Below are 11,834 nucleotides of genomic sequence, written 5' to 3'. Positions count from 1 at the left end.
GGAAGTCATGCATGCCGATCGTCGTCACGTCAGGTCGCCGCTTCAGGCCTGCCATGTAATAATCCGACGCAGATCCGATTTCGGGTCGATAGCGTTACCCCACGGAGTCCCAATGTCGATCGTCATCCGCGACGTGCGCGAGCACGAGCTCGATTCCGTCCTGGCCCTGAACAACAATGCCGGACTGGCGATCCTGCCGCTGGATTCAACCAAACTGCAGCGTTTCTACGAGCAGGCCGAATACTTCCGCGTCGCCGAGCGCGACGGCAACCTGGCCGGTTTCCTGGTCGGTTTCGGCAGTGGCAGTGCTCATGACAGCAGCAATTTCGCCTGGTTCCGGGACCGTCACCCGGAGTTCTTCTATATCGACCGCATCGTGGTGGCCAGCCGCCGCCGCGGCGGTGGTGTCGGCCGTGCGTTCTATGCGGACGTGCAGAGCTACACCGAACTGCGCTACCCGCAGCTGGCCTGCGAGGTGTTCCTGGACCATGGCGCCGATGCGGCGCTGCTGTTCCATGGCAGCTTCGGCTTTCGCGAAGTGGGCCAGAACACCATGGCCGACGTGGAAGTGCGCGCCAGCATGCTCATGAAAGACATGTGCAGCTACCCGTGGGTCAAGGAGACCTATGCCGGCAAGCTGCCCGAAGAGCTGCCCTGGGTGGGACGGCCGCGGCACGCCGCCGCCGACAACCGTTCGACGGGGACCTGAGGCGTGTCGAGTGTGAATGTGGATTTTGAACAGGCCGGCGAACTGAAGATCGGCCAGGTGGGCATTGCCAACCTGCGCATCCGCACCCTGGATGTGCCGCGCCTGGTGCGCGAGATGCAGGACCGGGTGACCCGCGCGCCGAAGCTGTTCGGCCGCGCGGCGGTGATCCTGGACTTCGGCGGCCTGGCACAGACCCCGGACCTGGCCACCGCCAAGGCCTTGCTCGATGGCTTGCGCAGCGCCGGCGTGCTGCCGGTGGCCCTGGCCTATGGCACCAGCGAGATCGACCTGCTCTCGCAGCAGCTCGGCATCCCGTTGCTGGCCAAGTTCCGCGCCCAGTACGAAACCGCCGCGGTCAGCCCACCGCCGCCTCCCCCGCCACCGCCTGCACGCGCCGAACCGGCCGCCCCCGTGGCGCGGCCGGCGCCGGGCCGCATGCAACGCAACGCGGTGCGCTCGGGCCAGCAGCTGTACGCGGAGAACTGCGACCTGACCGTACTCAGTACGGTGGGGGCCGGCGCCGAGGTCATCGCCGACGGCAGCATCCATATCTACGGTACCCTGCGTGGCCGCGCGTTGGCCGGCGCTCAGGGCAACCCTGACGCGCGCATCTTCTGCCGCGACTTCCACGCCGAACTGGTCGCCATCGCTGGCCACTACAAGGTGCTGGACGATGTTCCCATGGACCTGCGTGGCAAGGCCGTCCAGGTCTGGCTGGAGCAGGATCAGATCAAGATCGCTGCGCTGGATTGACGCAGCCCAACCACAGAAATATTTCGGAGAAATCCTTTGGCTGAAATCATCGTAGTCACCTCCGGCAAGGGCGGCGTCGGCAAGACCACCACCAGCGCGAGCCTGGCCTGCGGGCTGGCACGGCGCGGCAAGAAGGTCGCCGTCATCGACTTCGACGTCGGTCTGCGCAACCTGGACCTGATCATGGGCTGCGAGCGGCGCGTGGTGTACGACTTCGTCAACGTCGTGCATGGCGAAGCCACGCTCAAGCAGTCGCTGATCAAGGACAAGCGCTTTGACAACCTGTACGTGCTGGCTGCCTCGCAGACCCGCGACAAGGACGCGCTGACCCAGGAAGGCGTGGAGAAGGTGCTCAAGGACCTGGCCGCCGACGGTTTCGAATACATCGTCTGCGATTCGCCGGCAGGTATCGAGAAAGGCGCGTTCCTGGCGATGTATTTCGCCGACCGCGCGGTGGTGGTGGTGAATCCGGAAGTGTCTTCGGTGCGCGACTCTGACCGCATCATCGGCCTGCTCGATTCCAAGACCCGCAAGGCCGAGGAAGGCAAGAACGTGCCGGCCTTCCTGCTGCTGACCCGTTACAGCCCGGGCCGCGTGGAAGGCGGCGAGATGCTCAGCATCACCGACGTGGAAGAAGTGCTTGGGCTCAAGGCCATCGGCGTGATTCCCGAATCCGGCGACGTGCTCAACGCCTCCAACAAGGGCGAGCCGGTGATCCTGGATGGCGAGTCCCCGGCAGGCCAGGCGTATGACGACGCAGTCGCCCGCATCATGGGCGAAGAGCGCCCGATGCGATTCATTTCCGTGGAGAAGAAAGGCTTCTTCAGCAAGCTGTTCGGAGGGTAAGCATGGGCCTGCTCGATTTTCTCAAGAGCAAGAAGAACACCGCCGAGACGGCCAAGAACCGTTTGCAGATCATCATCGCGCAGGAACGTAACCATCGCGGTGGGCCGGATTATCTGCCGCTGATGCAGCGCGAACTGCTGGAAGTGATCAAGAAGTACGTCAACATCGATGCCGATGCGGTACGGGTGGATCTGGTCAAGGATGGCGAGCACGATGTGCTCGACATCACCGTCGCTCTGCCGGAAGACGGCGACAAGTAAGCTGCACGGCACCGTGTGCGCACGGTGCCGTGTTGTTGTGGTCCACCTGCCTCCGCGCCCTGCGGCGGCCTGCATCTACCGCGAGCCCTGCGCGTGAGCACCTCCCCCTCTTCCCTGCCTGCCGCCGATGCCGTGTTGTGCGTGGGCGATATCGGCCTGGACGCTCCCGCCGCCCTGCTGGCCCGGTACGGATTGCGTCTGCAGCATGTGGACGCGGATGCGCCGATTCCCGGCAGTTTCTGGGGTGAGCCGGAAGCAGGCATCATCGGCTGCGATGTCTACGTACGCGACGACACGCCGGTGCATTCGATGCTGCACGAGGCCGGGCACCTGATCGTGCTGCCGCCGGACAAGCGTGCCGCGGTGCATACCGATGCCACCGATTCGGTGGATGAAGAAGACGCCACCTGTTATCTGCAGATCCTGCTGGCCGCGCAGTTGCCCGGCGTGGGCAGCGCGCGCCTGATGGCCGACATGGACAGCTGGGGCTACACCTACCGGCTGGGATCGACCCGCGCCTGGTTCGAGCAGGATGCGGAAAATGCGCGCAGCTGGCTGCTTGCGCGCGGCCTGTTGCCGGGGTGATGGGTGTGCCGCGTTCGAACGCGGCGGTGCGCGCTAGGTCAGGGTCGCGCCACTGAGATCCAGCGTGGCCACCGTGCCCTGCCCCGCACTGGAATCCAGGCGCAGGTGCCAGCCGAGGTGCTCGCAGAGGCGGCCGATCAATTCCAGGCCGATGCCGTTGCCTTGACGCGCGTTGCCGCGTGCCAGCCGCGCATAGATCGCACTGATTTCTTCCGGCGTCATGCCGTGGCCGGGGTCGGTGATCTGCACCACGCCCGGTGACGCCAGCGCGATATGGATGATGCCGCGATCGCTGTTCTCGATCGCGTTGCGCAACAGGTTGCCGATGGCGGTCTGCACGATCGCCACCGGCGCCACCAGGCTGCACGGTGGCAGCGGTGCGACCTGCAGTTGCAGGTCCTTGTCGGCGCACAGGTGCGCATGGTCGGCCACGATCTCCGGCAGCAATTGATCCAGGCGCAGCGTGTCGCTGCTGCGCACCAGCCGGCCCGGGTCCTTGGCTAGCACCAGCAACAAGGTGATCAGCTGTTCCACCGCGCCGCTGGTCTGCGCGATGCGTTGAAGTTGATGGCGCACCACGGCGGGCGTGTCCGGTTGCTCCAGCGCCAGCTCGGCGGCGTTGCCGATCACCGCGATCGGCGTGCGCAGTTCGTGGCTCGCGCTGTCGATGAAGGCGCGCTCGCGCTCGACGAACTGGCCGTTGCGTTCAAGATAGTCATTGAGGGCATCGGCGATCACGTACAACTCGGTGCTGCCTTGCGGGCCTACCGCAATGCGCTGGTCGCGCCGCTCCGGTCGCAATGCGCCGATATCGCGCGCAAGATCCACCAGCGGACGCACCAGCCGCGCCATCGCATAGGTGCCCATCAACACGGTGATGGCGATCAAGGCGATGCCGGCGGCCAGCATCCAGCGGGTGAGGAAGTGTTCCAGTGCTTCGAAGTCGGTGATGTCCAGCACCAGCGCCAGGCGGCCGGCATGCGTGGTGTCGCGCACCATCACCGCGCTCTGGCGGCCGGCGATCTCCAGATCGTCGTGCAGACCGGGATGCAAGCTGCGCAGCGCCGGCGGCACCTGTGCGCTGCCGTCCACGCGAAACAACCGCAAGGTGTCCGAATCCTGCCAGCGATAGCCCGGATCCTGCGCGCTGCGGTCCAGGATGCTGTCCAGTTCCGAATTGAGCAGCGAGCGCCACACGCCATGCTCGGCGCGTTCGTGCAAGTACTGCGCGGTGCCGAACACGGCCAGCACCATCAGGAAGGTGTAGCCGAACAGCCAGACCAGCACGCGCCGGCCCAGCGGGCGATGCTTAGCCATCGGTGCACTCGATGGCAGTGGCGGCGTCATCGGCGGCTTCCAGCGCGGCCACCCGGTAGCCCAGCCGCGGCAAGGTGTGGATGAGCTTTTGCGCAAATGGGCCATCCACGCTGCGGCGCAGTTCGTAGATGTGGGAGCGCAGCATGTCGCCATCGGGCGGATCGTCGCCCCACAGCGCCTGCTCCAGACGCTGGCGGGTGACCACGGCGGGGCTGGCCTGCATCAGGATCTCCAGCAACTTGCGGCAGGCCGGATACAAATGCAGCGCCTGGCCGGCGCGGGTGGCGTCCAGCGTGGCCAGATCCAGCCGCAGATCGGCCACCTGCAGCAGCTTGCCGCGGCGGCGTCCCTGCGCGCGCGCCAGCAGCGCTTCCAGACGCACTTCGAGCTCGGGCAGGGCGAAGGGTTTGGTCAGATAGTCGTCGGCGCCGGCGCGGAATCCGGCGATCTTGTCGGGCAGTTCGTCGCGCGCGGTGAGCATGATCACCGGCAGCTCGGACTGATGCTGCTCGCGCAGCCGGCGCAGCACTTCCGGCCCGTCCATGCGCGGCATCATCCAGTCCAGCACCAGCGCGTCGTAGTGCTGGGTGGTGGCCAGATGCAAGCCGGTGATGCCGTCGGGCGCCGCGTCCAGGGTGTGCCCGCGCGCTTCGAAATAGTCGAACAGGTTGGCGACCATGTTGCGGTTGTCTTCGATGACCAGCAGGCGCATGGCGGTCTCCGGGGCGTCCGCGGCACGGACAAGTGTGCGCATCCTAGCCGAGCCACGGCGGCGGCGGCGATCGGGTGCATTCCGACATCCTTCCGACATGCGCATGGGCATCGTCCTGCACCGTTTCGACCAAGGCGCCCGTGTGCCGTCTGCCGTTTCCGCCGCGCTGTCGCGCAAACCCGCCCTGGCTGCCGCGCTGGCATTGATCGTCATTGCGCTGCTGGCCGGCTTGGGCCTGCGCCAACCCAACCCGCCGGACGAACCACGCTTCGTGCTGGCAGCGCGCACCATGGTGGAGACCGGGCAGTGGTTGCTCCCGCACCGGGGCAGCGAGTTGTATGCGGAAAAACCGCCGGTGTTCATGTGGTTGCAGGCGGCCAGCTACGAACTTGTGCCGCACTGGCCGATCGCCTTCCTGCTGCCATCGTTGCTGGCCGCATTGCTCACGCTGTGGCTGACCTGGGACCTGAGCCGGCGGCTCTGGAACCGACGTGTCGCGCGTTACGCGGTGCTGTCGCTGTTCACCGTGCTGCAGTTCGGGCTGATGGCCAAGCGCGCGCAGATCGATATGGTGCTGGTGGCGCTGACCACGCTGTCGCTGTGGGGGTTACTGCGTCATCTGCTGCGTGGGCCGGACTGGCGCGCCTGGGTGATCGGGCTCTGTGCTGCGGGCGTGGGCACGGTGACCAAGGGCGTGGGGTTTCTGCCGCTGCTGGTGCTGCTGCCGTGGATGGCGCTGCCACGCCGTCACCCCAGCGTGCTGCCGGCGCGCGCACTGGCCGGGCGCAGTTGGTTGCTGGTGCTGCCGGCGTTTGTGGCCGGCACCGCGGTGTGGTTGGGGCCGCTGGGCATCGCCCTGCTGCACAGCCCCGACCCGGCGTTGCATGCCTACGCGCACGAGTTGTTGTTCAAGCAAACCGGCACGCGTTATGCGCACGCATGGCATCACGTCAAACCGTTCTGGTACTACCTGCAGGTGATCGCCACGCTGTGGTTGCCGGGCTGCCTGCTGCTGCCATGGCTGGTGCCGGCGTGGTGGCGCCGGCTACGCCGCGGCGATCCACGCCTGCTGTTGCTGCTGGCCTGGAGCTTGCTGGTGCTGGTGTTCTTCAGTGCCAGCCCGGGCAAGCGCGAGGTCTACATCTTCCCGATGCTGCCGGCGCTGTGCATCGCCGCCGCCCCGCTGCTGCCTGGCCTGTTGCGACGCCGTGGCGTGCAGCGGCTGCTGCTTGGCTATGTGCTGTTGCTGGGCGTGGCGGCGCTGGCACTGGGCGGCGGCATCGGCCTGCACCTGCACTGGGCCGAACGCAGCGCGCTGCAACGCGGCATCGCGTTGGCATCGCTGCAGACCATGAGCATGTGGCTGATAGGTCTGGGGCTTGTCGCGCTCGGACTGGTGGCCTGGGCCCGCGGCAAGCGCGCCGGCAGCGCGCTGGTCGTGGCCACCGCGGCGCTGTGGACGGTCACCGGCCTGGGCGTGATGCCGGCATTGGATCCTTACAGTTCATCTGCGGCGCTGATGCAGCGCGTGAGCGAGCGCATCGGCCCGCACGCCGAGCTGGGCATGCTGGCGTGGAAGGAACAGAACCTGTTGCAGGCCGACCGGCCGGTCACCGACTTCGGCTTCAAGGCCAGTTGGCAGGCGCAGTGGGCGCAGGCCGGCCCGTGGTTGGCGCAGGCGCCACAGCGGCGCTGGTTGTTCGTGCTCAAGCAGGCGGTACCGGCCTGCGTGGCGCGCGCACAGGTAGTAGAGATCGGCGAATCGAATCGCAACCAGTGGCAATTGGTGCCGGGCACGGCATGGCACGCGGGGTGCAACGCTGCAGGCTCCGCCGCGGAAAGCGCAGATGCCGACACCGACACAGACTGAACCAATACATTGCGGTTAACGCCGGTCCAACCCGGGTCCGACCGCTTTCCGACACGCCGCTTTCGAAGATGCCGGCCATTGCAATGGTCCGGATCTTTCGATGACAACGCTCCCCCTACATGCGCCTGCGCTGACACGCACCGCCACCAGCTGGCAAACCCGCTTTCTGCTGGCGCACCTGTGGCTGCCGCTGGCGGCGTTGCTGGCGATCAGCGCGCTGCTGATGCTTGGCGGCGGCGACCAGTGGGTGGCCGACGCGCTGTATCGGCTGGAAGGTGGGCACTGGCTGTTGAAGGAACAGTGGTTCACCAGCCAGCTGGTGCACCGCGGTGGCAAGTGGCTGAGCACGGTTGCAGCCGTGGTGGTGCTGGGCATGGCGGTGTTGGCATGGTCGCGGGCGCGGCCGGGCGCACGTGCCTTGCGTTGGCCGTTGACCTACCTGGCGGCGTCGGTGGCGCTGTCCACCACGCTGGTGTCGCTGCTGAAGTCGTGGACGGCAATGGACTGCCCGTGGGATCTGAGCCGCTATGGCGGCACGCATCCGTTGATCGGCTTGTTCGCTTCGCGGCACGGCTTGCATGCCTCCGGCTGCTTTCCGGCAGGCCATGCCAGCGCCGGCTATGCGTGGGTGGCGTTGTACTTCTGCGCACTGGCGCTGCGCCCGGCCTGGCGCTGGCCGGCGCTGTTGACGGGACTGGCCGCCGGGGCGGTGTTCGGCGTGTCGCAGCAGCTACGCGGCGCGCATTTTCTCTCGCACGACCTGTGGTCCCTGGGCGTGTGCTGGTTGACCGCGCTGGGCCTGTATTGGCTGCTGCTGGCGCCGCCGCGGCAACCGCTGCGCATGCTGGTGCTGTCGGGAGGTGAGCAATGAGCACCTGGCTGCCGCATCCGCGTTGGCGCACGCGCCTGCACGCGCTGAGCTGGAGCACGCGCCCCACTGTCTCTACCGAGATGCTGGTGTTGCTGAGCAGCCTGTTCTTCGCCCTGGTCTGCAACCAGGTGTTCTGGCGCACCGCCATGGCGACCCACCCCGGCAGCCTGGGCTTCGCCGCCTCGCTGATGGCCTTGCTGGTGGCGGTCAATGCGCTGGTGCTGGGGCTGCTGGTGTGGCGCTGGAATGCCAAGCCGCTGCTGACCGTGCTGCTGCTCACCACCGCCTTGGCCGCGCACTACATGGACAGCTACAACGTCTATCTGGACGCGGACATGCTACGCAACGTGCTGCATACCGATCACAAGGAATCGCGCGAGTTGCTGACGCCAGGGTTGATCCTGCCGTTGCTGTGCTACTTCGCCATCCCGGCCACGTTGCTGTGGCGTGTGCGTGTAGGGACCCGCAGCTTGAGCAAGACCTGGGTGATGCGGGTCGGTTTTCTGGTCGTGATGGCAGTGGGCGGAATGCTGGGCGCGCTGCTGTCGTTCCAGGACATCTCCGCGTTGATGCGTAACCACCGCGAAGTGCGCTATCTGGCCACGCCGATCAACTACCTGGTGGCACTCAAGCAGAACCTCAAATCCGATTCGCCGATCAAGCATGCGCCCAAGCAGCCGGTCGAGCATGATGCGATGGCCACGCCGCGCGCGGCCGGCAGCCGCCCGCGCCTGTTGCTGGTGGTGCTGGGCGAAACCGCGCGTGCGCAGAACTGGGGCCTAAATGGCTACGCGCGCCAGACCACGCCGGAGCTGGCGCAGGCCGGGGTGATCAACTTCCCGGACATGCATTCGTGCGGCACCAGCACCGAGGTCTCGGTGCCGTGCATGTTTTCCCCGTTCGGCCGGCGCGATTACAACGAAGACATGATCCGCGGCCATCAGTCGCTGCTGCATGTGCTCGAGCACGCCGGCATCTCCACGCTGTGGCGCGACAACCAGTCCGGCTGCAAGGGCGTATGCGACGGCTTGCAGATCGAACAACTGGACAACGCCACCACCCCGGGCCTGTGCGCGGATGGGCGCTGCATGGACGAGATCCTGCTCGGCGATCTGGCCGCGCAGGTGCGTGCCAAACCAGGCGATCGCGTGGTGGTGCTGCACCAGTTGGGCAGCCACGGGCCGAGCTATTTCGAACGCTACCCGGCTGCGTTCGAACGCTTCAAACCGGTGTGCAAGACCGCCGACCTGGGCAGCTGCAGCCGCCAGCAGATCGTCAATGCCTACGACAATTCCATCACCTACACCGATCACTTCCTCGCCCAGGCCATCCACGCGCTGCGTGGGATGCCGGACTACGACACGGCCATGATCTACCTCTCCGACCACGGCGAATCGCTGGGCGAAAAAGGCCTGTATCTGCATGGCGTGCCGTATGCGATCGCGCCCAAGGAGCAGACCCACGTGCCGATGGTGATGTGGTTCTCGCCGGAGTTCGCCCGCGACCGTGGCCTGGACGAAGCCTGCCTGCGCCATCGCGCCGGCCAATACACCGACCAGGACGCGCTGTTTCCCTCGGTGCTCGGCCTGCTGCAGGTCAAGACCAGCGTCTACGCCCGCGAGCGCGACGTGTTCGCCAGCTGCGCCGGCTGAGCCCGGCGCCGCGTACGTTGCCGATTCACCGCGCCATGCACCACGCATGGCGCTTTTGCTTGCCCTGAACCCCGGCGCGCTCTAGCCTTCGCCGGACTTCACCGCAAGGACCACCCGTGAATCCTCGTCTGCTGTTGCTGGCGCTCGCCGTTGCCGCCGGTACGTTATCGCTGTCGTCGTGCCGCCAGGATCCGGCGCCGACGCCCAAGCCCGCCACCACCAAGACCGCACCCAGCGAAAGCGCCGACCAGTTCGTGGCGCGCATCAGTGCCGAGTACAAGGCGGCGTATCCGGAAATGACTGCCGCGCAGTGGCTGTCGTCGACCTACATCAACGGCGACTCGCAGTTGCTGGCCGCCAAGGCCAACGAGCGCGCGCTGAGCCAGCTGGATCGCTGGATCGACCAATCCAAGCAGTACGCCGGCACGCCGATGTCCGCCGACAGCGCGCGTGCGCTGCAATTACTCAAACTGATGAGCGCCCTGCCCGCTCCGCGCGAGCCGGCCAAGCTGGCCGAACTCACGCGTATCGCCGCCAAGATGGAAGGCGACTACGGCGCGGGCAGCGCCTGCACCGGTGACGGCGAGCAACGCCGTTGCCGCCAGCTGGGCGAGCTCGAACAAGTGCTGGCACGCAGCCGCGACTACGACGAACAACTGCAGGCCTGGCAGGGCTGGCACGCCACCGCGCAACCAATGCGCAAGGACTACCAGCGCTTTGTCGAGCTCGCCAACGACGGTGCACGTGGCATGGGCTTTGCCGATGTCGGTGCGATGTGGCGCAGCGGCTACGACATGCCGCCGGCGCAATTGGCCAGCGAAACCGACCGCTTGTGGGAACAGCTCAAACCGCTGTACACCCAGCTGCAGTGCTACGCGCGCGGCAAGCTGGACACGCAGTACGGCAAGGACAAGGGCGAGGTGGCCGGCGGCATGCTGCCCGCGCACCTGATGGGCAACATGTGGCAGCAGGACTGGAGCAACCTGTGGGATCTGCTGCAACCCTATCCCGGTGCGGGCGACCTGGACATCACCTCGGCACTGGAAAAACAGTACCAGGGCAACCTGAGCGCCGCGCTGGCGCGCAATACCGGTGGCGATGGCGGCGCAGCCGCACGCTTCCTCGCTGAGCGCGAGGCGCAGCTGCGCACTGCCCAGCAGATGACCGAACGCGCGCAGGACTTCTACACGTCGCTGGGCATGCCGAAGCTGCCGGACACCTATTGGCAACGCTCGCAGTTCATCAAGCCACTGGACCGCGACGTGGTCTGCCACGCCAGCGCGTGGGACATGAACATGGGCGGCGAGCCGAACGCGGGCATCGGCCCGGACGTGCGCACCAAGATGTGCATCCGCCCCACTGAAGAAGACTTCACCACCATCTACCATGAGCTTGGCCACATCTATTACGACATGGCCTACAACCCGTTGCCGCCGCTGTTCCAGAACGGCGCCAACGACGGCTTCCACGAAGCCATCGGCGACACCATCGTGCTGGCGATGACCCCCAAGTACCTGCAGTCGATCAGCATGGTCGGCGAGCAGCAGAGCGGGCGCGAGGCATTGATCAATTCGCAGATGCGCATGGCCTTGAGCAAGGTGGCGTTTCTGCCGTTCGGGTTGATGATCGACCGCTGGCGCTGGGGCGTATTCGACGGCTCGATCCCGCCGGAGCGCTACAACCAGGCCTGGTGGGAGTTGAAGGCCACCTACCAGGGCGTGGCACCGGTGAGCCCGCGCGGCGAGGATTTCTTCGATGCCGGCGCCAAATACCACGTGCCCGGCAATACGCCCTACACCCGTTATTTTCTCGCGCACATCCTGCAATTCCAGTTCTACAAGGGCCTGTGCGATGCCGCCGGCCACCAGGGCCCGTTGTACGAATGCAGCTTCTACGGCAACAAGGAAGCCGGCCAGAAATTCTGGTCGATGCTGCAACGTGGCTCCAGCCAGCCCTGGCAGACCACGCTGAAGGAAGTGACCGGCAACGACACCCTCGATGCGGGCCCGATGCTGGAATATTTCGCACCAATGCAGGAATGGCTCAAACAGCAGAACCAGGGCCAGATGTGCGGGTGGCAGGCCAAGGGCGCCACTGCAACGCCGCCGGCAACGCCGGCGCCTTCGACGCGCTGATCCACATGCGTGACGTCATGCGGTTGCCGGATCCCGGCAGCCGCATAACGACCTGTTGATAATCGCGAAAAACCTCGGCGATATACTTCGGCCCCCGCTGCGTCAGCGCAGCATGCAAGGAGCA

At 66.3% G+C, this 11,834-nt stretch carries 11 protein-coding genes; 9 read left to right on the top strand and 2 right to left on the bottom strand.

The window, feature by feature from the left end:
• The first annotated feature begins 112 nt into the window (after positions 1-112).
• From ACCQ01_RS06340 to ACCQ01_RS06320, 5 genes are all read left to right on the top strand, one after another.
• A complete protein-coding gene (locus tag ACCQ01_RS06340; RefSeq protein ID WP_011036326.1) occupies positions 113-709 on the top strand; it encodes a GNAT family N-acetyltransferase in 597 nt (198 codons plus the stop codon).
• A gap of 3 nt (positions 710-712) precedes the next feature.
• Positions 713-1,462, top strand: a complete 750-nt coding sequence (gene minC / locus ACCQ01_RS06335; RefSeq protein WP_012438972.1) for a septum site-determining protein MinC — start codon at positions 713-715, stop codon at positions 1,460-1,462.
• A 36-nt stretch (positions 1,463-1,498) separates the two neighbouring features.
• Positions 1,499-2,308: a septum site-determining protein MinD gene (gene minD / locus ACCQ01_RS06330; protein WP_011036324.1), complete on the top strand. Its 810-nt coding sequence runs from the start codon at positions 1,499-1,501 to the stop codon at positions 2,306-2,308.
• 2 nt (positions 2,309-2,310) lie between these two features.
• On the top strand, positions 2,311-2,568 hold the full coding sequence (minE, locus tag ACCQ01_RS06325) for a cell division topological specificity factor MinE (RefSeq protein ID WP_011036323.1): 258 nt from the start codon (positions 2,311-2,313) through the stop codon (positions 2,566-2,568).
• A 93-nt stretch (positions 2,569-2,661) separates the two neighbouring features.
• A complete protein-coding gene (locus ACCQ01_RS06320) occupies positions 2,662-3,153 on the top strand; it encodes a hypothetical protein (RefSeq protein WP_029217086.1) in 492 nt (163 codons plus the stop codon).
• Between the two features lie 33 nt (positions 3,154-3,186).
• Here the strand turns inward: ACCQ01_RS06320 and ACCQ01_RS06315 are convergent, their stop codons facing one another.
• Positions 3,187-4,470 carry a sensor histidine kinase gene (locus ACCQ01_RS06315; protein ID WP_012438974.1) on the bottom strand — a complete coding sequence of 428 codons (1,284 nt, stop codon included), beginning with the start codon at positions 4,468-4,470 and terminating at the stop codon, positions 3,187-3,189.
• The gene (locus ACCQ01_RS06310; RefSeq protein ID WP_011036320.1) at positions 4,463-5,182 is read right to left on the bottom strand and encodes a response regulator transcription factor; all 720 of its coding nucleotides are present in this window, start codon (positions 5,180-5,182) and stop codon (positions 4,463-4,465) included. The genes ACCQ01_RS06315 and ACCQ01_RS06310 overlap by 8 nt, the downstream gene beginning before the upstream one ends.
• Before the next feature lie 103 nt (positions 5,183-5,285).
• Between ACCQ01_RS06310 and ACCQ01_RS06305 the strand changes: the two genes are divergently transcribed.
• From ACCQ01_RS06305 to ACCQ01_RS06290, 4 genes are all read left to right on the top strand, one after another.
• The gene (locus ACCQ01_RS06305; protein WP_228432996.1) at positions 5,286-7,052 is read left to right on the top strand and encodes an ArnT family glycosyltransferase; all 1,767 of its coding nucleotides are present in this window, start codon (positions 5,286-5,288) and stop codon (positions 7,050-7,052) included.
• 100 nt (positions 7,053-7,152) lie between these two features.
• Positions 7,153-7,923 carry a phosphatase PAP2 family protein gene (locus ACCQ01_RS06300; RefSeq protein WP_228417988.1) on the top strand — a complete coding sequence of 257 codons (771 nt, stop codon included), beginning with the start codon at positions 7,153-7,155 and terminating at the stop codon, positions 7,921-7,923.
• Complete coding sequence (locus tag ACCQ01_RS06295) at positions 7,920-9,575, top strand: phosphoethanolamine transferase (protein ID WP_228432995.1); 1,656 nt, start codon at positions 7,920-7,922, stop codon at positions 9,573-9,575. The genes ACCQ01_RS06300 and ACCQ01_RS06295 overlap by 4 nt, the downstream gene beginning before the upstream one ends.
• 116 nt (positions 9,576-9,691) lie before the next feature.
• Complete coding sequence (locus tag ACCQ01_RS06290) at positions 9,692-11,710, top strand: M2 family metallopeptidase (protein ID WP_228432994.1); 2,019 nt, start codon at positions 9,692-9,694, stop codon at positions 11,708-11,710.
• The last annotated feature ends 124 nt before the right edge of the window (positions 11,711-11,834 follow it).

It is taken from the genome of Xanthomonas sp. NCPPB 4037, from assembly GCF_041475695.2.
Classification (GTDB): domain Bacteria; phylum Pseudomonadota; class Gammaproteobacteria; order Xanthomonadales; family Xanthomonadaceae; genus Xanthomonas; species Xanthomonas campestris.
Note: the sequence above shows the minus strand (reverse complement) of the source record. Positions and strands in the feature narration are given on the sequence as shown.

Coding starts and splice junctions, on each gene's coding strand:
- ACCQ01_RS06340 (WP_011036326.1), top strand. CDS start 113: ATGTCGATCGTCATCCGCGACGTGCGCGAGCACGAGCTCGATTCCGTC.
- minE (WP_011036323.1), top strand. CDS start 2,311: ATGGGCCTGCTCGATTTTCTCAAGAGCAAGAAGAACACCGCCGAGACG.
- ACCQ01_RS06315 (WP_012438974.1), bottom strand. CDS start 4,470: ATGGCTAAGCATCGCCCGCTGGGCCGGCGCGTGCTGGTCTGGCTGTTC.
- ACCQ01_RS06310 (WP_011036320.1), bottom strand. CDS start 5,182: ATGCGCCTGCTGGTCATCGAAGACAACCGCAACATGGTCGCCAACCTG.
- ACCQ01_RS06305 (WP_228432996.1), top strand. CDS start 5,286: ATGGGCATCGTCCTGCACCGTTTCGACCAAGGCGCCCGTGTGCCGTCT.
- ACCQ01_RS06300 (WP_228417988.1), top strand. CDS start 7,153: ATGACAACGCTCCCCCTACATGCGCCTGCGCTGACACGCACCGCCACC.
- ACCQ01_RS06295 (WP_228432995.1), top strand. CDS start 7,920: ATGAGCACCTGGCTGCCGCATCCGCGTTGGCGCACGCGCCTGCACGCG.